General features: G+C 59.2%; 17 protein-coding genes. 6 read left to right on the forward strand and 11 right to left on the reverse strand.

The window, feature by feature from the left end; genetic code table 11:
* Positions 1–197: 197 nt before the first annotated feature.
* From AO242_RS08075 to AO242_RS08105, 7 genes are read right to left on the reverse strand one after another with little or no spacing between them, the layout of a single operon-like run.
* Positions 198–1,250 carry an ABC transporter substrate-binding protein gene (locus AO242_RS08075; RefSeq protein ID WP_099268310.1) on the reverse strand — a complete coding sequence of 351 codons (1,053 nt, stop codon included), beginning with the start codon at positions 1,248–1,250 and terminating at the stop codon, positions 198–200.
* A gap of 33 nt (positions 1,251–1,283) precedes the next feature.
* Positions 1,284–2,417 (reverse strand): NAD(P)/FAD-dependent oxidoreductase, encoded by a 1,134-nt coding sequence (locus AO242_RS08080; protein ID WP_241154081.1) that lies wholly within the window; start codon positions 2,415–2,417, stop codon positions 1,284–1,286.
* 5 nt (positions 2,418–2,422) lie between these two features.
* Positions 2,423–3,793: an FAD/NAD(P)-dependent oxidoreductase gene (locus AO242_RS08085; RefSeq protein WP_099268312.1), complete on the reverse strand. Its 1,371-nt coding sequence runs from the start codon at positions 3,791–3,793 to the stop codon at positions 2,423–2,425.
* Positions 3,790–4,080 carry a (2Fe-2S)-binding protein gene (locus tag AO242_RS08090; protein ID WP_099268313.1) on the reverse strand — a complete coding sequence of 97 codons (291 nt, stop codon included), beginning with the start codon at positions 4,078–4,080 and terminating at the stop codon, positions 3,790–3,792. The genes AO242_RS08085 and AO242_RS08090 overlap by 4 nt, the downstream gene beginning before the upstream one ends.
* Positions 4,081–4,104: 24 nt before the next feature.
* Positions 4,105–4,899, reverse strand: a complete 795-nt coding sequence (locus AO242_RS08095; RefSeq protein ID WP_099268314.1) for an ABC transporter permease — start codon at positions 4,897–4,899, stop codon at positions 4,105–4,107.
* A gap of 3 nt (positions 4,900–4,902) precedes the next feature.
* The gene (locus tag AO242_RS08100; protein WP_099268315.1) at positions 4,903–5,775 is read right to left on the reverse strand and encodes an ABC transporter permease; all 873 of its coding nucleotides are present in this window, start codon (positions 5,773–5,775) and stop codon (positions 4,903–4,905) included.
* Entirely contained in the window at positions 5,772–6,800 is a 1,029-nt protein-coding gene (locus tag AO242_RS08105) for an ABC transporter ATP-binding protein (protein ID WP_099268316.1), read from the reverse strand. The genes AO242_RS08100 and AO242_RS08105 overlap by 4 nt, the downstream gene beginning before the upstream one ends.
* 250 nt (positions 6,801–7,050) lie before the next feature.
* Here AO242_RS08105 and AO242_RS08110 point away from each other — a divergent pair, with 250 nt between their 5' ends.
* The 5 genes from AO242_RS08110 (at position 7,051) to AO242_RS08130 (ending at position 12,632) form a co-directional block, all read left to right on the forward strand.
* Positions 7,051–7,887, forward strand: a complete 837-nt coding sequence (locus AO242_RS08110; protein ID WP_099268317.1) for an IclR family transcriptional regulator — start codon at positions 7,051–7,053, stop codon at positions 7,885–7,887.
* A 293-nt stretch (positions 7,888–8,180) separates the two neighbouring features.
* Entirely contained in the window at positions 8,181–9,800 is a 1,620-nt protein-coding gene (locus AO242_RS08115) for a methyl-accepting chemotaxis protein (RefSeq protein ID WP_099268318.1), read from the forward strand.
* Between the two features lie 93 nt (positions 9,801–9,893).
* Complete coding sequence (locus tag AO242_RS08120; protein ID WP_099268319.1) at positions 9,894–11,948, forward strand: hybrid sensor histidine kinase/response regulator; 2,055 nt, start codon at positions 9,894–9,896, stop codon at positions 11,946–11,948.
* Between the two features lie 25 nt (positions 11,949–11,973).
* On the forward strand, positions 11,974–12,411 hold the full coding sequence (locus AO242_RS08125; protein WP_099268320.1) for a YqaA family protein: 438 nt from the start codon (positions 11,974–11,976) through the stop codon (positions 12,409–12,411).
* A gap of 89 nt (positions 12,412–12,500) precedes the next feature.
* Positions 12,501–12,632 carry a YHYH domain-containing protein gene (locus tag AO242_RS08130; RefSeq protein ID WP_099268321.1) on the forward strand — a complete coding sequence of 44 codons (132 nt, stop codon included), beginning with the start codon at positions 12,501–12,503 and terminating at the stop codon, positions 12,630–12,632.
* 153 nt (positions 12,633–12,785) lie between these two features.
* On the opposite strand, the gene AO242_RS08135 is transcribed toward AO242_RS08130, so the two are convergent.
* Both AO242_RS08135 and AO242_RS08140 read right to left on the reverse strand, forming a co-directional pair.
* Positions 12,786–13,637: a CAP domain-containing protein gene (locus AO242_RS08135; RefSeq protein ID WP_027901469.1), complete on the reverse strand. Its 852-nt coding sequence runs from the start codon at positions 13,635–13,637 to the stop codon at positions 12,786–12,788.
* A 125-nt stretch (positions 13,638–13,762) separates the two neighbouring features.
* Complete coding sequence (locus AO242_RS08140) at positions 13,763–14,170, reverse strand: SRPBCC family protein (RefSeq protein ID WP_027901468.1); 408 nt, start codon at positions 14,168–14,170, stop codon at positions 13,763–13,765.
* A gap of 176 nt (positions 14,171–14,346) precedes the next feature.
* On the opposite strand from AO242_RS08140, the gene AO242_RS08145 reads away from it, so the two are divergent.
* Entirely contained in the window at positions 14,347–15,231 is an 885-nt protein-coding gene (locus AO242_RS08145; protein WP_099268322.1) for a serine hydrolase domain-containing protein, read from the forward strand.
* Between the two features lie 105 nt (positions 15,232–15,336).
* Here AO242_RS08145 and AO242_RS08150 read toward each other — a convergent pair whose 3' ends face one another.
* Both AO242_RS08150 and rtcR read right to left on the reverse strand, forming a co-directional pair.
* Positions 15,337–16,134, reverse strand: a complete 798-nt coding sequence (locus AO242_RS08150) for an NUDIX hydrolase (RefSeq protein WP_306475047.1) — start codon at positions 16,132–16,134, stop codon at positions 15,337–15,339.
* A complete protein-coding gene (gene rtcR, locus AO242_RS08155; protein ID WP_099268323.1) occupies positions 16,121–17,737 on the reverse strand; it encodes an RNA repair transcriptional activator RtcR in 1,617 nt (538 codons plus the stop codon). The genes AO242_RS08150 and rtcR overlap by 14 nt, the downstream gene beginning before the upstream one ends.
* Positions 17,738–17,747 lie beyond the last annotated feature (10 nt).

The raw sequence follows: 17,747 nt of genomic DNA on the forward strand, positions 1-17,747 counted from the left end.
TAGGGATAGTTGAAACATTTTGTATCAGGGCATCAAGGGGGTGGGCTTCTATAGTCACAAAGTGTCTGACTTTTTTCAGCCCCTTCGCGGGCAAGCCTCGCTCCAACAGAAATCGCTTAACGCTGTTGGAGCGAGGCTTGCCCGCGAAGAACGATGACACGGTTTATCGGTAGTCCAAGGCTGGTAGCGAGGTTTATCTACCGCTCCACTGTCCTGTTCCAGCGCGCATTCCACTCTGGACGCGTCTGGTTGACCTGATCCCAATCAATGGTCACTGCCGTTTCCAGATACTTGTTCATCGCCTCGACCTGAGCTTTGGTCTTCTCGGTCGTCGGGGTTTTCGGGTTTGACGGGATCTGATCACCAAACTCCAGCGCGGGTGCCTGAGCTTCTGGGGTCAACAGATAAGCCGCAAGCTTCTGCGCCAGTTCCGGTTGGTCGTTCTTGGCGATGGCGCACTCGGCGACGTTCAGTACCACGCCACCTTCCTTCGGAGGCGCGTACTCGACGGGCACGCCCTTGATCTTCAGCGCAGTCACCTGCGTGGGTGTGAGCGGGAACAGCGCGGCTTCGCCGGTTTGCACCATCTCGGAAATCTTCGCCGAGCTGGCGATATATTCCAGGACGTTCGGGCCCACGGTTTTCGGCCACGCCTTGAAGCCCGGCTCCACGTCAGTTTCGCTGCCGCCCTGAATGCGGTTGAACATCAGGAAACCATGCAGGCCGAATGTGGAGGAGGCCATGGACTGAAATACCACTTTTTCCTTGAACTTCTTGTCCGCCAGATCCATCCACGAGGTTGGCGCGGCCCAGCCGTTCTCCTTGAACATTTTCGTGTTGTAGGCCAACCCGGTGACGCCGAGGCTTACGGCAGCACCTTCATCCTTGATCTTCGCCTTTGCCGGCAGGTCCGCCAGAGAAGGGCTCGGCTGCAACTTGTCGCACAGACCCATGGAGATCGCCCGGTACATGATGCCGTCATCAAGGAACATCACGTGCATCTGCGGGTTGTCTTTACTGGCCTGAACCTTGGCGAGAATGTCCGACGAGGTCCCCGGCACGATCACCACTTTGACGTTGTTGGCTTTCTCGAAAGCAGGCAACACCTGATCGGCATAGAGGCGTTCCATGGTGCCGCCGTTCATGCCCAGATAAAGGGTCGTTGCGGCGTGGGCCGGGGAAGCGGCCAGCAATGCCGCCAAGGGCAGGCTCGACAAGCCGGTAAATGCGATACGTTTTACGTTCTTCATTGCAGCGACCTTCCTCTGTGCAAAGTAATGAAATCAATGGCTAACGGTTTTACAGGGTTGGGCAGTGTGTTGAAAACGGCGGACGGAAAAAGCGTCCAGGGAAATCGTTGACTGGCCAGCGCATACGTATTCGGCGAGAGCCTCACCTGCAGCGGGTCCAATCTGGAAACCAGAACCTGCAAAGCCGAAGCCATGCAGCAGGCCTGGTTGCAGAATGCTGGGGCCGAGCACCGGCTCGCGATCCGGCAGATAACCTTCGGTGCCGCTCCAGGTGCGAATTGCCTGGGCTCCTGCCAGTGGCGGGTACAACTCGACCGCGTTGCGCAGTATCTCCAGTACAGCCGCTTGCCCAGGCCTGGCGCGGGCCGGGTCCAGCGCAAAACCCTGTCCGCCGCCCAGCACGCAGTTGCCTCTGGCGACCTGCCGGGCATAGATGCCACCCCCCTCGACGCCGGTGCTGACGTCCATGAACATCGGCAGCGGCTCAGTGACCAACATGGCCGGATGCCCCGACACCATCGGCACCGGTTCGCCAAATTGTGCAGCCAGATCGCTGGCCCAGGCTCCCGCGCAGTTGAGCAACCAAGGCGCGCGCAGATTAAGACCGCTGGCCGTGTGGACCACAAATGCCTGGCCGTCGTGACCGACTTCAACCACCTTGGCCTGTTCGAAAATCTGCGCGCCAGCCCGCCTGGCTGCCTGGGCGAAAGCCGGGGACACCAGTCTCGGGTTGGCGTGGCCATCGTCGGCGCACAGGGAAGCGCCCACCGCGACATCGCCTGCCCAGGCAAACCGCGCCCGTAATTGCTCGCGATCCAGCAGTTGCAGCTCCAGTCCGAAGCCGCGACTGGCTTCGGCGTAAGCGCGCAAGGCGTTCATGTCTGTTTCGCTACGGGCCAGTTTCAGGTGCCCGGAGCGCTGATATTCGCCATCAATGCCAATCAGCTCGCGCAAACCGCTCCAAATGTCGTGGGCGCGTTGCGACAAGGGTAGTTGGCTCAACGGCCGACCCTGACGGCGCACGCCGCCGTAGTTGACGCCGCTGGAATGAGAGCCGCAAAAGTCCCGTTCAAGCAAGGTCACGCGCTTGCCTTTCATAGCCAGAAACAGGGCGGCTGAGGCGCCGACGATTCCACCGCCAATGATCAGCGCATCGCTTTCAATCACCGCGCTCATGACTGCGCCTCCACGCCAAAGGGCAACGGTTTGATCGGTGCCTGGCCGCGCAGCCGACCAATGCCTTGCAGGTCACGACCGCTGCAGTGGGCGACGATTTCCGTGGCTGCCAGTCCGCACATCCGGCCCTGGCAACGTCCCATGCCGACCCGGCACATGGCCTTGACCCGATTGATTTCCCAATGGCCTTCGTCGACGACGGTACGGATATCACCGGCGCTGACTTCCTCGCAGCGGCAGATAATGGTTTCGTCCGGAACCTTCGCGGCCCAATCAACGGGAAAGGGGAAAGCGGTTTCCAGTCCGTGACGAAAGCGCTGGATGCTCTCCAGTCTGCTTTTCAGCTGTTCGCTACGAGCGTTATCAATGTTCTGCCCGGTATCGGCAAGCAAGGCCAGCGCCGCCAGTTCCCCGGCCATTTCCGCTGCATCCGCGCCCATGATTCCTGCGCCGTCACCCGCCAGATAAACCCCTGCAATGCTGCTGCGTCCTGCGTCATCACGCGCTGGCAGCCAGGCGCGATTAAGGGCGCTCCACTGAAAATCGCAGCCGAGCAGGTCAGCCAGTTGCGTCTCACTGCGCAGTGCATGAGCGAACGCCACGGCGTCGCAATCCAGCGTTTGTACACGGTTGCTGCCTTGCCACTGCACGGTATTGACGCGTTTATGACCGTCGATACGTTGCAAGGTCGCGCCTTGATGAACGGCGATACCATGAGCGGTCAGCCAGGCGCGGTAGTACAAACCTTTAGCCAGCGTCAGCGGTTGGCCGAGCAGCGCGGGCAGGGCGCGGCACTGGGCGGAAAAGGGCGCGCTGTCGAGCACTGCAACCACGTTCGCACCGGCTTTGGCATATTGATACGCGACCAGGTAAAGCAGCGGACCACTGCCAGCAAACACCACTCTTTCGCCGATGGCGCAGCCTTGGTATTTCAGGGCAATCTGCGCCGCACCCAGGCTGTAGACACCCGGCAAAGTCCAGCCAGGCACCGGCAGGATGCGGTCGGTGGCGCCGGTCGCGATGATCAGATGGCTGTAATCAATGCTCCCGGCATGGTTCTCCTGCAGGGTATCGAGTCGCCGATCTTCGGCATTCCAGACAAGCGTTTGCGGACGATAGTCGATATGCGATGCCAGTTCGTCGAGGGTCTGATGCACGGCGATAGCCTTGCCCGCTTCAAAGCCATACAGCGCTTTTGGATCGCGACGGAAGTTCTCGGGCTGACGGCGATAAATCTGTCCGCCGCCCCGCAGGCCCTCGTCCAGCAGACAGGCTTTCACTCCGTGGGCATGCAAGGTTTGCGCAGCGCGAATGCCCGCAGGACCAGCGCCGACGATCACTACCAATTGCGCGGTATTCGTATTCATAGCTGCCGTCCCGGATCGCGGCTGACGATTTGCCCACCTTCGAGCAATGTCGAACAGGCGCGTACCCGGCGACCATCGCCCAGGCGCACCCAGCAATCCTGACAGGCACCCATCATGCAAAACCCGGCGCGGGGTTCGGCGCTGAAATCGCTGCCGCGCAAGTGTTCGCTGCTGGTCAGTACCGCCGTGAGCAACGTGTCGCCCTGCAACCCGCTGGCAGGCTGGCCGTCGAGGGTGAAGGCCAGCGCCGGACGGTCTTGTTCGGCCAAACGTTTGAGCAATGCCATGAGGTTCGCGCTCCAGGCCTCAGGTTAGTGTTTGCCGACCAGCACCCGATCCAGGCCATAAACCCGGTCGAGGATGATCATGGCGGCGGCGGTCAACGCGATAACCAGCGCGGAAACGGCGGCCATCATCGGGTCGATGGACTCTGTGGCGTAGACGTACATGCGCACCGGCAGGGTCTGGGTCGAAGGTGAGGTGACGAAGATCGACAGCGTTACTTCGTCGAAGCTGTTGATGAACGCCAGCAGCCAACCACCGGCCACACCGGGCAGAATCATCGGCAAGGTGATTTTGCGGAACAGCGTGAAGCGGCTGGCGCCCAGTGATTCAGCGGCCTGTTCGGCGCTGCGGTCGATGCCGATGGCCGCTGCAATTACCAGCCGCAGCACATACGGCGTGATGATCACCACGTGGGCCAGGGTCAGCCAGAAGAAGCTGCCGTTGACGCCCATCAGCGCGAACAAACGCAGCATTGCTACGCCCAGCACGAGATGGGGAATGATGATCGGCGAGAGGAACAATCCATTGAGGAAGTTGCGCCCCGGAAACTGGTGACGGGTGATGGCCAGCGCTGCCGGTACGGCAATAATCGTCGCCAGTGTGGCGGCGACAAAGGCCAGAATCAGGCTGTTGTAGAACGAGTCGATGAAGTCGGCACGCTCGAAAATCGCCCGGAACCAGCGCAGGGAAAAGCCTGAGGTCGGCAGGCTGAGGGTGTTCTCTGGCGTAAAGGCCACCAGGCAGACCACTACCAGCGGCGCGAGCATGAACACCACCACCAGGGCATGAAACGACAGGGCCAAAGGACCGTTTTTAGACATGGCTCATTCCCCCAGGGTTTTCTTGTAGCGGCCTTCGACCATGCGGTTCCAGGACAGCATGACCAGCAGGTTGACCAGCAACAGCGCCACTGCGATGGTTGCGCCCATGGGCCAGTTCAGTTCCGAGAGATATTGGTCGTAGACCACGGTGGCGACCATCTTCAGACGGCGTCCGCCAAGCAGGCCGGGGATTGCAAAAGAGCTGGCCGACAGGCCGAAGACGATCAGCGTGCCGGACAACACGCCGGGCATGACCTGAGGCAGCACCACCAGACGCATCACCTTGGCCTGACTGGCTCCGAGGGACAGGGCGGCCTGCTCAGCCGCCGGGTCAAGCTTCTGTAGCGAGGTCCAGATCGGAATGATCATGAACGGCAGCATCACGTGGACCAGCGCAATGATCACGGCGAACGGGGTGTAAAGCATCTTGATCGGTTGGCCCCCCAGCGCTTGTATGCCCTGATTGATCAGGCCGTCGGCACCCAGCAGCAGGCTCCAGCCGAAAGCGCGCACCACCACGGAAATCAGCAAGGGCGTGAGAATCAGAATCAGAAAGATCGAACGCCATGGCGTGCCCATGCGGCTAAGAATGTAAGCCTCAGGTACGCCGATAATCACGCAGAGCAGGGTGACCAGCGCACTGATCCAGAAGGTGCGCAGGAAGATCTCGTAGAAGTACGAGTCGGTCAGCACTTCGCCATAGTTGGCCATGGTGTAGGCATCGCTTTTGACCCCGACTTCGTAGTCGAACACGTTGAATGACAGGATCAGGGTCAACGCCAGCGGGACCAACAGCAGGCAGGTGAACATCACCAGTGCAGGGGCCGACAGTAGATAGCCGCGGCCGCCACGGCGCATATCGCTCAGCAGGCTCATGGATGCACCTCGTCGGCATCCAGTACGCGCAGCAAACCGGCTTGCCAATCCATTCCCACCGCCGTGCCTTCTTCCATTGGCGCGTCGCCGTCGTTGCGGCGCACCACGGTCAACTCGCCGATGGCGGTTTCAATGCGGTACAGCCATTGGCTGCCGAGGAAGTAGCGGGTGATGACCTTGCCTTGCAAGCGCCCGCTGCCAGCGGCCACCAGATCAATCTTTTCCGGGCGTAGGCTGAGAGTCAGTGCTCCGTCGCCGGGCACCTGGCGTACTTGCGCAGCGCCTTCGCTGTCCAGATCACCGGGCAGCATATTGGCCTTGCCAACGAAGCCGGAGATGAACCGGGTGCGTGGGTGTTCATACAGTTTGTACGGTTCGTCGATCTGGGTGATGCGCCCGGCCTGCATGACCACTACGCGGTCGCTGATGGACAGTGCTTCAGCCTGATCGTGAGTCACCATCAGCGTGGTAATACCCACTTCGCGCTGAATGCGGCGAATCTCGAACTGCATCTCTTCGCGCAAATTGGCGTCGAGGTTGGACAGCGGTTCGTCGAGCAGCAGTACCGGCGGCTCAATCACCAGCGCTCGCGCCAATGCAACCCGTTGCCGCTGACCGCCAGACAGCTCGCGCGGGTAGCGCTGGGCGTGCTGGCTCAGGCGGACCAGTTCCAGCACGGTTGCCACGCGGCGCTGAATATCTGCGGCGGGCACTTTGCGCATCCGCAGGCCAAAGGCGACGTTGTCGGCAACGCTCATGTGGGGGAAGAGGGCGTAACTCTGAAACACCACCCCCAGGCCGCGGCTGCTGGGTTTGGCGTGAGTGATGTCACGGCCATCAAGAATGATGCGACCGTCGCTGACGTCAACGAAGCCGGCGATCATTTGCAGGGTAGTGGTCTTGCCGCAGCCCGACGGGCCCAGCAGAGAAACGAATTCGCCTTTCTCCACCGCCAGATTCGTGGCGACCACGGCGTCGATGCTGCCGTAGCGTTTGGAGAGACCTTCAAGCTGCAAAAAAGCCATAGCTGCGTTCCACCTTTTCATCACGCACAGCGTTGCGGTGCGTTTTTGTTATGGGCAGATGCGAAATGAAAGCTTTGCAGTTGCTGTGGACGTTGGTGCTCGATCTGGGTCGGCTACCAGGTTTTGTTCAAATCGCCCTGTGGACTGAGATTAAGACGAAGACTAGGATGGGTGAAAGGGTGAATTTCACTGGATGGTATATTTCTTTCAGTTCTTTCGTTCAATGAATTAGTTATCGATAAGTGATCATATGAATTCCACTGAGCGGAATGAAAATTCAAAGGATGCTGGTGTCGGTGCGGTCTCGCGGTTGTTCGCAGTGCTGCGCTGCCTGGGTGATTGCTCGGAAGAGGGCGAACGCGTCACCCAACTCGCCCAGCAGGTCGGCCTCTCGCAACCCACGACCCATCGTCTGCTGCGCAGCCTGATGGATGAAGGCATGGTCGAGCAGGATCAGCGCAGTAAACGCTATCGCCTGAGCATCGAGTTCTTCGCTTTGGCCGCAAAGGCAGGCAAGACCAGCAACCTGCGTGACGTGGTGAGGCCGAGCATGCTGCGGCTTTCTGCCTCTTTGGGGGATTCATTGTTCCTGCTGGCGCGCAGTGGCTTCGATGCAGTCTGTCTGGATCGCAGTGAAGGCCCATACCCGATTCGCACCTTCACCGGCGACATCGGTGGTCGTGTCGCATTGGGCGTGGGGCAAGGCAGCCTGGCGATACTCGCGTATTTGCCGGAAGAAGAGCGCGACACGGTCATCCGCTACAACCTGCCACGTCTGAAGGATTTCCACCTGTACGACGAAGTGTTCCTGCGCTCTGAAGTCGAGAATGTCCGCCGCCTCGGCTACGCCGCCCGCAATACCGGCGCGCTGCCTGGCATGGCCGGTCTCGCAGTCCCCATCTTCGACCGCGAAGGCCGCTCGGTCGCCGCCCTTAGCGTCGCCACCATCAGCGACCGCCTCGGGCCGGACCGGTTATTGACGGTGGTGGAATTGCTCAAGCGTGAAGCAGCGATTATCAGCGCCAGGATCAACCCGTTTGACCCGACGTTGCGGCGGCCGAGTCAGGTGTTTGGGCAGGTGGATTAATAAGCTCGCTGTAATAGATTCTCTGTGGGGTAGCGCCCGTCTTCGACACAGCGCTGTCGCGAAGCAAACATTGGGCGTGTAGGAGCGCACTCGCACCGCGAGGCCGCGATAGCGGTGTATCAGAAATCCCCCGACACACTCAGAAACGATCAGCGGCCCTCAAGAACCCACCCCCCCAAGCCGATGCGCATACAAGCACGTTATGAGGCTCTCGCCCTTAACGTTTGTACAGGGAAGTCGACATTTTCCGGTCTGCGCGCTGCCGCAGATCCTCCCCCCGAGGTGTTCGTTCAATGGCTAAATCCCTCCGACTCCAGATACTGGGCATGCTGGGCGGCAGTCTTGTGCTTGTGCTGCTTATCGCTCTGGCCTGTTTCCAGTTTCTTTCCAGCAACGTGCAGTCCTATCGCGGCTTGCTCGAAGGTCCGGTGCATGCGTCGCAACTGGTCGACGAGGCCAACCTTGAGTTCAAGATCCAGGTGCAGGAGTGGAAGAACGTGCTGCTGCGCGGCAAGTTGCCGGCGGATCGTGACAGGTTCTGGGCGCAGTTCGAGGCGCAAGAACGTCAGGTTCAGGAATCCCTTGGCAAGCTGGAGCAGGTGCAGGGTGTGCCTTCTGCGACGCTGGCCGAGGTGCAAAAGCTGATGGAAGAACACAAGACTTTGGGGGCGGCTTATCGCAAGGGACGCGATGCGTTCATTGCAGCGGGCGGTGATCCGGTGGCGGGTGATATCGCGGTGAAGGGCGTCGACCGTGCGGCCAGCGAGCAGATGAGTCAATTGGTGGACTCCTTGCGCAAGAACAGCGGCGAGCAGTCGGTGTTGATCAGCGATGCGGCCGACCGGACGATTCTGTTTGGAGCATTGATCATGCTGGCTTCTGCAGTGTTGGTCGGTCTGCTGACATGGTGGGTGGTTAACCGCAACCTGATCGTGCCGATTCGCATGTTGATCGACTACGTTTCGCAGCTCAGCCATGGCAAATTTGGTGAGCGAGTCAATATCACCCGTCAGGATGAGCTCGGTCATCTGGCGGTGGCGGCCAATATCCTGCGCGATTTTCTGGCGGATACGTTCAACTGGCTCAAGCGCAGCACGTCGGAGCTGGACACTGCTGGCAACGAGTTGAAGTCCATCGCTACGCTGATGGCTCAGGGCACTCACGAGCAATTCGAGCGCACCGACCAGGTCGCCACCGCTATGACTGAAATGTCGGCGACTGCACAGGAGGTCGCCAGACATGCGGCTCAGGCAGCCAAGGCCGCGGATGATGCTGATCATCATGCCCGGGAAGGTGACAAGGTCATGCAGTCGACCATGAGCACCATCAATCTGATGCGCAGTGAAATCGGCAATACCGCCAATGTCATTCAGCTTCTGGAAACTGACAGCGTGCGCATCGGCAAAGTCCTCGAAGTGATTCGTGGTATCGCTGATCAGACCAATCTGCTGGCGCTCAATGCGGCCATCGAGGCTGCGCGAGCCGGTGAAGCCGGACGCGGTTTTGCCGTGGTGGCTGACGAAGTGCGGACGTTGGCGCAACGTACGGCGGTGTCCACTGCCGAGATCAACCAGATCATTAACTCAGTGCAGACCGGTGCCAGCGATGCGGTCATTGCGATTCAGGGCGGTCAGACCCGCAGTGAGGAGAGTGTCGAGCAGGTCAGTAATGCCAGCGCCACGCTAAACCGGATCACCAGTGCCGTGGAGGCCATCCGCGACATGAACCGGCAAATCGCGACAGCAGCTGAGGAGCAGACGTCGGTGGCCGAGGATATTTCCCGCAATCTCACGGAAATTACTGCGATTGCCAGTACCAATCAGGACAACGTCAAACGCACCCAGGCGGCGAGCCACGATTTGCACGGGCTGTCTGTGGGGTTGAATGATGTTATTTCACGCTTGAGCGCCTGATCAACGCAGCGGCTTGTAATACCTCGCCCGCACCGGCACCATTCACCGCAATCGGCCGCCAGGCTTTGGCATCACGATAAACAATGGTAGGGCATGAGCAGCGATTTTAAGGATGAATGGCCAGATAACAGCGAACCGCTTGAGTTTCCGGCAAGAGATGCGGCTGAGCGGCTGCAGCTTGCCCTGGATGCCGATGCGATCATCGGCACCTGGGTCTGGCATGTGCAGGATAACCACGTCATCGGTGACGAACGTTATGCCGCAACGTTTGGCCTGACTGCGCAGGAGGCCGTGGAAGGCCTGCCTCTGGAGAGGGTGACGGCCTCAATCCACCCGGATGACAGGGCGCGCGTCGAAAGCGAAATCGGTCAGACCTTGCTGCGCGGCGGTGTCTTCAGATCTGAGTACCGTGTATTGCACCGCGATGGTACTTATCGCTGGCTTGAGGCTAAAGGCCGCGTCGAGTTCGACGAGGAACGCCAGCCGACCCGTTTTCTGGGTGTGCTCATGGACATTGAGCTGCGCCGCGAGGCTGAAGTCGAGCGCGACCGGATCACGACGCTGTTACGCACCTTCACAGCAGCAGTTCCAGGCGTGGTCTACGCCAAGGACCGCCAGGGGCGCATGCTGGTTGCCAACCGTGGCACCACCGAGCTGATCGGCAAACCTCCCGAGTTTTATATCGGCAAGACCGACTTTGAATACCTTGAGGACAAGGATCAGGCACGCGTGATCATGGCCACTGATGAGCGGATCATGAGCGCTGGGGTGTCTGAACAGGTGGAGGAACAGGTCAGCCTGGCTGACGGCTCCGCAGCGACCTGGCTGTCGATCAAGTCACCGTTGTTCAGCGAAACGGGTGAAGTCATCGGTCTGATTGGCTCGTCCATTGATGTGACGGCCAGGAAACGGGCCGAAGCGGCGGTGCAGGAGCTCAACCAGACGCTGGAACAGCGCATTCGTGAAGCCATCAGCGAGCGTGAAGTGGTTGAGGAAGCGCTGCGTCAGTCGCAGAAGATGGAAGCGGTCGGGCAGCTTACCGGCGGTATTGCCCACGACTTCAATAATTTGCTGGCGGGTATTTCCGGAAGTCTGGAATTGATGCAGATGCGTTTGGGTCAGGGCCGGGTGGCGGATGTTGATCGTTATCTGGTGGTCGCTCAAGGCGCGGTGCAACGAGCGGCAGCGCTGACTCACCGGCTGCTGGCGTTCTCGCGCCGCCAGACACTCGCGCCTATTCCCACCAACGTCAATGCCTTGATCATGGACATGGAGGAGCTGATCCGGCGTACTGTCGGGCCTTCGGTTGATATTCAGGTTCGGGCCGACGCAGATTTGTGGGCTGCATTGATCGATCCGGCGCAGCTGGAAAACTCGCTGCTCAACCTGTGTATCAATGCGCGTGACGCCATGCCCCACGGCGGCAGCATTCTGATCGAGACACGCAATGAGTGTCTGGACGACAGTCACGATCTCGACCCTGAGGTGCTGCCGGGGGATTACCTGAGTATCCGCGTCACTGACAGCGGCTGTGGCATGAGTGCCGAAGTCGCGGCCAAAGCCTTCGAGCCATTCTTCACCACCAAACCGGTCGGCGAGGGCACAGGCCTTGGACTGTCGATGATCTATGGCTTTGCCCGCCAGTCAGGCGGCCAGATCAGGATTCGTTCGGAGGTTGATCTGGGCACGACGGTTTGCCTGCAGTTGCCACGTCACGAGCGTGGGCTGGAGCTTCCGGAACTTGCGTCGCCGGTCAGTCGTGCAGCTTTGACGGGGCAGGGTGAGGCGGTTCTGGTTGTGGATGACGAGTCATCGGTGCGGATGTTAGTCACCGAGGTACTGAGCAGTCTCGGCTACGTGGCCATTGAGGCCGCCGACAGCCAGGCGGGTTTGCGTATTCTGCAATCGGACGTGCGAATCGACTTGCTGGTAACGGATGTCGGTTTGCCCGGTGGAATCAACGGGCGGCAGATGGCCGATGCGGGTCGGCAATGTCGACCGGGCCTGCCGGTCTTGTTCATCACCGGTTATGCAGAAACCGCTGTGCTCGATAAATGCCACCTTGAGCCACTGACCGAAGTGCTGACCAAACCCTTCGCGCTGGAAGCGCTGGCTTCCCGGATCAAGGACTTGATCAAGGCCGTTTGACGATCCGTTGATGGGGTAGGGTTGAGTGTTCGAGATTTCCAGCTATGCCGGGTTGTTCCTCGCTGCCTTCGGTGCGGCGACACTATTGCCGATGCAATCCGAAGCGGTGCTGGTGGGCATGCTGCTGTCCGGGCATTGCACCGTCGCAACATTGCTGCTGGTTGCGACGCTGGGCAACGTGCTCGGCTCATTGCTGAACTGGATACTGGGTCGTTCGGTGGAGCGTTTTCGCCATAAACGCTGGTTCCCTGTCAGCGAAGCCAAACTGGAGAAAGCCCAGCGGTTCTATCTGCGTTACGGACGTTGGTCGTTGCTATTGAGCTGGGTACCCATCATTGGCGATCCGCTGACGATGGTGGCTGGCGTAATGCGCGAACCGCTGTGGAGTTTTCTGCTGATCGTCACGTTTGCCAAAGGCATGCGGTATTTGCTGCTGACGGCCGCGACCCCGGGCTGGACGTGAATTAACGACGCGCTATCCTGAGTGATATCAATGAGCCATACTATGCGCCTGATCATTCCATTCGCGCTGACCAGCGCAGAGAGCCGTCTATGAAGTTGCTTGCCATCGTAATCGTCGCATTCCTGTCCATGGCTTCAGTCACCGCCCTGGCCCATAGCGGTGGCACCGACTCCAAGGGTTGCCATCGCAACCACAAGACTGGCGATTATCACTGTCACTGAGTCAACTAATGGTCCAGGCAGCATCAGTTACATAAGCATTATTCTGATCGTACATGGTGACTCGGTTGACGCCCTCCCGGCTAAAGCCAGTCCTACGTGAGTGAGAGGTCCGTAGGAGCGGCTTTAGCCGCGAGGGCTTCACCTCCAAACCCATCACTGGGCACCAAACACGCCCGTCCAGTAAATCCCCGCATCGCTCTTGGGATCCACCGCGTAGGCCGCGCCCAGTTCGCTGAACGCCGGATTCATCAGGTTGGCGCAGTGACCGGGGCTCGCCAGCCAGCCCTCGACGACCTTGGCGACACTGCCTTGTCCGGCGGCGATGTTCTCACCAATCTGCCGACCTGAATAACCCGCCAGTTCTGCCCGATCACCTGGCATGCGACCGTCGCGGTCCATGTGGTCGAAGAAATTGTTGTTGGCCATGCCCCGGCTATGATTTTCAGCCGCCGAGGCCAGTGCCGGGTTCCAGGTCAGCGGCTTGGCAGCAGCCACGGCCTGAGCGCCGCATTGGCGAGATTGTGCTCGCGCAGTGTTGATCAGCGCCAACAGCTTTTGACCTTCAGCCTGCCAGTCTCCGAGACGCGCGGTCAGTAAGGGCCGGGCCAGCACGATACGCCAGTCGCGTCCTTCGCGGCTCACACCGATATCGACAAACTGTGGGTCGAGCACGACGCGGCAGAAGCTTTCCTGGATGGTGTTCATGGCCGACTGTGCATCCCGAGGGCCAGACAGGCTGATGGCCTGCACATTGACCATCGGATAAGTGGCGCGGGCCATGGCTTCCTGTAAATCTACCGGGCTGGTAGCTGAAAGTACCAGCCGGGTGTCTACGTTGAGTGGAGGCAACTCTTGTGAAACCTGATCGCCGCAACGCTGTGACTGGTTGCGGAAATTGTTGATGGAATCGACCAGTTGAGACTCTTCCGATGCCACCGCGGTGGCGGTAAATACCAATCCCAGTGACAAGGTGGCAAAACGCAAAAAAGATAAAGTAACGCGCATTAATGTCTCCTTGAACTGACCGCGCCCATGATGCGCGATTTTGCGCTGTGCTGCGAAATGCCATTTATCGAAGCAATATTGAGGCTCAAGAGCGCTGTCAGTTCAGTACCGCAGGTCTTCGAGGGTCAGAAATTGGCTTTAAGAGCGTCCAGCCCGCCTTGATAGACCTCAAGAAACAGTGCTTCAGCCTCTGCGTCGGAGATACCGTCAGGGGTGAAGCTGCCTGACCAGGTAATCAATGCCTCGTGATCGCCTGCTGCTGCGACCACGACGGTGGCGAGATAGTTGGTCACCGGGAACGGGCCTTTCACGATCGAATAGCTGTAGGTACGGTTGGCTTCGTCGAAAGTCTGCAGCTTCTCGACAATGACTGCGCCGTCGGCTGTGGTCAGCGTCCGGACACGTCCGCCTTCAGAGGCTTCGCTGCTGGCAATGAACGGCAGCCAGTCCGGCAGGGACAGGAAACCACCCACCAATTGCCATACTTTATCGGCTGATACGGGTACACGAATATTTGCAGAGGCCGTTGCCATGGGATTTGCTCCTGAGGGAATGAGGGGATAGTAAACGCAATTGCGTTGCGACTGACACCGTGGCGGCTATCTCGCTGTGGATCTTCATGTAAGCCATCCGGTTCCATGTCCCTGACCGTCTAGCGTGCATTGGAGCTGCAGCTTATCCTTGCGCAAAAGTCCCAGAGCTATTGCCCATGTCGTTCTCGCTCATAACCAACGGTTCCCCGGCCGTGACCGAACCGCCCGAAGCGCTTGAGACAGTCATCCCGTGGTGGAGCTTCACCAAGACCGTCCTGGCCGCAACAGCGCTGACGCTGGTTCGTGATGGTCTTGTGGGGCTTGACGATCAGGTTGCTGAGGGCCCTTTTACCCTGCGGCAATTATTGCGTCATCAAGCGGGTCTCGCAGACTACAGCGAATTGCCGGAATACCATACTGCGGTGGCCAGCGGTTCGCTTCCCTGGCCACCGGATGAAATGCTGCTGCGCCTGGACGCCACCCGATTGCGCTACACGCCCGGCGAAGGCTGGCGCTATTCGAATGTTGGCTATCTGTTTGTAACCCGTTTGATCGAGCGATTGACGGGGCTTTCACTTGAAGAGGCACTCGTTCAGCGTGTGCTGTCTCCGTTGGGAATCACGCGGGCGCGTTTGGCAAACGCGGGGGAAGACATGCAGGTTGCGTGTCAGGGCATCGCCCCTGGCTACGACCCCGGCTGGGTTTATCACCGTTTATTGATCGGGCCATTGGCAGAAGCGGCGCTGCTTCTGGATCGCTTGCTGTCGGGCAACCTGCTGCCGCACGGATTATTGGAAGACATGCAGACAGCGCTTGTTCTGGGTGGTCCGTTGCCAGGCCGCCCGTGGCTGACTCCGGGTTACGGCCTGGGCTTGATGCGTGGCGGCGTAGCGGGAGGCCTGACATTGAGCGGCCACAACGGCGTAGGGCCGGGTAGCGTTGTGGCGGTGTATCGCTGCACTCAGGGTCGGACCACTGTGGCATGCGCTGTTTTTCGCGAAGGCCCGGGTGAAGCCTTGGTCGAAGCCGAGCTAGTTCAGCGCATCACGTCAGCACTTTGATCCTGCTCCGTAGGAGCGGCTTCAGCCGCGAGGGCGTCGGGACATTCGCTAAATCTGTCTGGTCAGAAATACCGCCCTCCCGGCTAAAGCCGGTCCCACAAGTTCTTAAAGCTTCGCCTCTACCGCCATGAAGATTTCCTGCTTTTTGAATCGACCGCTGTTGCTCTGAAAGTCAGCGATTGTCAGCCCTTTGCTGTCAGCGATCTGGCTGACGATCTCGCGATTGGTCAGGCCGTTCTTTTCGTCTGCCAGATAGCTTTCAACCGAGACCCATTTGGCTTCGGCAATTTCATCGGTGTCGATGACGTTGATGTTTTCAGTCAACGGTTTGAGGCGGCAGATGAAGTGAATATTGGACTTGCCGAACTCATAGGGATGCCGGGTCGTGAAGCCGAGGATCGCATCAAAGCTGACCTCGACGCCGGTCTCTTCCAGCACCTCGCGGACGATAGAGTCCTGAATGCGCTCACCAGGGTCCACGTGCCCGCCGGGCAAATTGAAGCTGGTAGCGCCTTGATCCCTGACCACCAGAATCTCGTTGTGCTGATTGATTACGATGGCCCCGGCACCCACGATGTGCGTCGGCATGAACGGCACGTAAGTCGATTCCTGTGGCTTGCGAACCAGCGTGAGGCTTTCGGGCAGGCAACTGTGAAAGATAAAACCGTGCGCCACGAACTGCTCGACACTCGCGCATCGGGCGATGGGCAAAGTGATCCACGCAAGGCCCTTCTTTTCGGTTTCCATGTACAGCAGAAAGCCTTTGATGGCGATTTCAAGATCGGCTTTTTCAAAAGAGAAAGACGTCGGATCGATGATCACGCCGTTGTAATCGTTCAGCTTGTACTTCATTGAAAAATCCTGGATGACGTAGGTCAGTGCGGTGAGTTTAATCCTGTCCATTGATTTGCTTCCACTCAATGCCAAAACGCGCCAGATACTTGCGCAGACGATCTGCGTCATTGGGGTTCGCCTTATTCAGGCGGGATACATCAAACAGTTTGCGTCCGGCATCCGACAGGCTTCGAGCATTGCGGCACACCTTGAGCACCGCCTCCAGTTGCAAACGGTCAAACAGATCCAGTTCGATACCTTCGTCCAGTATCGGCGATGGCTCATCCTGTCCGTCGTTCCGATCGTCGTTCAGCGCCCATGCGTAGCGCAAGCGCTGCAGCTCCTCTTCGACCTGGGTTTCATCGATGCGTCCGCTGTCAGCCAGCGTTGCCATGCGCGTGATCGAGGCTGACAGCTCGCGAAAGTTGCCAGACCAGATCGAGTCCTCATGATTGGCGAACGCCATATAGCGCTGCCGGGCCTCGCGATTGAAACGTATCAAGCGCCCGTGTTCGCGCGCGTGACGTTCCAGCTCGAAGTCGATGTTCGGCTCAATATCTTCGCGTCGCCTGGCCAGGCCTGGCAGGTTGAACGTCCAGAGGTTGATCCGCGCGTACAGGTCTTCGCGGAATAAACCCTGCGCCACCAGGTCGCGCAGGTCGCGGTGAGTGCCGGCAATAATCATGAAGTCGCTGGCCACTTCCTTGTCCGAGCCCATGGGCAGAAAGCGTTTCTCCTCAATGGCCTTGAGCAGCATCGCTTGTTCATCTGCGCCCAGCTCGCCTATTTCGTCCAGAAACAACATGCCGCCTTCGGCTGCCCGCAACAGGCCTTCGCGAGCAGCCAGAGCGCCGGTAAACGCGCCTTTTATATGCCCGAACAAGGTCGACATGGCGCCATCACCACGCAGGGTGGCGCAGTTCACTTCGACAAAGCGTCCTTCGATCTGGTGTCGGCTGCGCTTGAGTTCGTAGATGCGTCTTGCCAGAAACGATTTGCCTGCGCCGGTCGGACCAATCAACAGCATCGGAGCCTTGGAGCGCACGGCGACCTGTTCGATCTGCTCAATGGAGCGGTTGAACGCAGCATTGCGCGTAGCAATGCCTGACTTGAGAAACGCGAGGCCCTCCAGTCTTTTATGGGTGAAGCGTGACGCGATGCGGTCGTAGCGCGAGAGGTCCAGATCGATCAGCGAATGGGTGCCGGTGGCTCGCGCTTCATCATTGTCTCGCCGAGACGGGGAAGTCTGAATCAGTCGGGCGGGCAGGTAACGGGCTTCGGTGAGCAGGAACCAGCATATCTGTGCGACGTGAGTCCCGGTGGTGATGTGCACCAGGTATTGCTCATTGTCAGTGTCGAAATCGTAGGCGGTGGTGAAGTCATGCAGCGCGCCATATACCTCCTCGAAGTCCCAGGCGTTGCGAAGCGTCATGGGGTGAAGGCGAACTTCAGTCTGCGGGGATATTTGCCGGATATCCTCGGCCACTCGCTGCGCCAGACTGACGTCCCGGGCGGTCACGCCGTGAATCAGCTCCAGTCGGTGAATCTGCATATCCTCTTGCTGGCACAGACCAACGCTGGGACGCCAGTGATTCCAGCGGTTGGCACCCTTGCCGACGCGGTCGAGTTTTGAACCGATGAAGCCGATGGCTACAGTGCGTATTACAGACATGGTTATCTCA

The sequence above is a fragment of the Pseudomonas sp. ICMP 561 genome (assembly GCF_002699985.1).
GTDB classification, from domain to species: domain Bacteria; phylum Pseudomonadota; class Gammaproteobacteria; order Pseudomonadales; family Pseudomonadaceae; genus Aquipseudomonas; species Aquipseudomonas quasicaspiana.

Bases quoted from the DNA above. Each gene is read 5' to 3' on its own strand.
- AO242_RS08075 (WP_099268310.1), bottom strand. From the start codon at position 1,250: ATGAAGAACGTAAAACGTATCGCATTTACCGGCTTGTCGAGCCTGCCC.
- AO242_RS08085 (WP_099268312.1), bottom strand. From the start codon at position 3,793: ATGAATACGAATACCGCGCAATTGGTAGTGATCGTCGGCGCTGGTCCT.
- AO242_RS08090 (WP_099268313.1), bottom strand. From the start codon at position 4,080: ATGGCATTGCTCAAACGTTTGGCCGAACAAGACCGTCCGGCGCTGGCC.
- AO242_RS08095 (WP_099268314.1), bottom strand. From the start codon at position 4,899: ATGTCTAAAAACGGTCCTTTGGCCCTGTCGTTTCATGCCCTGGTGGTG.
- AO242_RS08100 (WP_099268315.1), bottom strand. From the start codon at position 5,775: ATGAGCCTGCTGAGCGATATGCGCCGTGGCGGCCGCGGCTATCTACTG.
- AO242_RS08105 (WP_099268316.1), bottom strand. From the start codon at position 6,800: ATGGCTTTTTTGCAGCTTGAAGGTCTCTCCAAACGCTACGGCAGCATC.
- AO242_RS08110 (WP_099268317.1), top strand. From the start codon at position 7,051: ATGAATTCCACTGAGCGGAATGAAAATTCAAAGGATGCTGGTGTCGGT.
- AO242_RS08115 (WP_099268318.1), top strand. From the start codon at position 8,181: ATGGCTAAATCCCTCCGACTCCAGATACTGGGCATGCTGGGCGGCAGT.
- AO242_RS08120 (WP_099268319.1), top strand. From the start codon at position 9,894: ATGAGCAGCGATTTTAAGGATGAATGGCCAGATAACAGCGAACCGCTT.
- AO242_RS08130 (WP_099268321.1), top strand. From the start codon at position 12,501: ATGAAGTTGCTTGCCATCGTAATCGTCGCATTCCTGTCCATGGCTTCA.
- AO242_RS08135 (WP_027901469.1), bottom strand. From the start codon at position 13,637: ATGCGCGTTACTTTATCTTTTTTGCGTTTTGCCACCTTGTCACTGGGA.
- AO242_RS08140 (WP_027901468.1), bottom strand. From the start codon at position 14,170: ATGGCAACGGCCTCTGCAAATATTCGTGTACCCGTATCAGCCGATAAA.
- AO242_RS08145 (WP_099268322.1), top strand. From the start codon at position 14,347: ATGTCGTTCTCGCTCATAACCAACGGTTCCCCGGCCGTGACCGAACCG.
- AO242_RS08150 (WP_306475047.1), bottom strand. From the start codon at position 16,134: ATGGACAGGATTAAACTCACCGCACTGACCTACGTCATCCAGGATTTT.
- rtcR (WP_099268323.1), bottom strand. From the start codon at position 17,737: ATGTCTGTAATACGCACTGTAGCCATCGGCTTCATCGGTTCAAAACTC.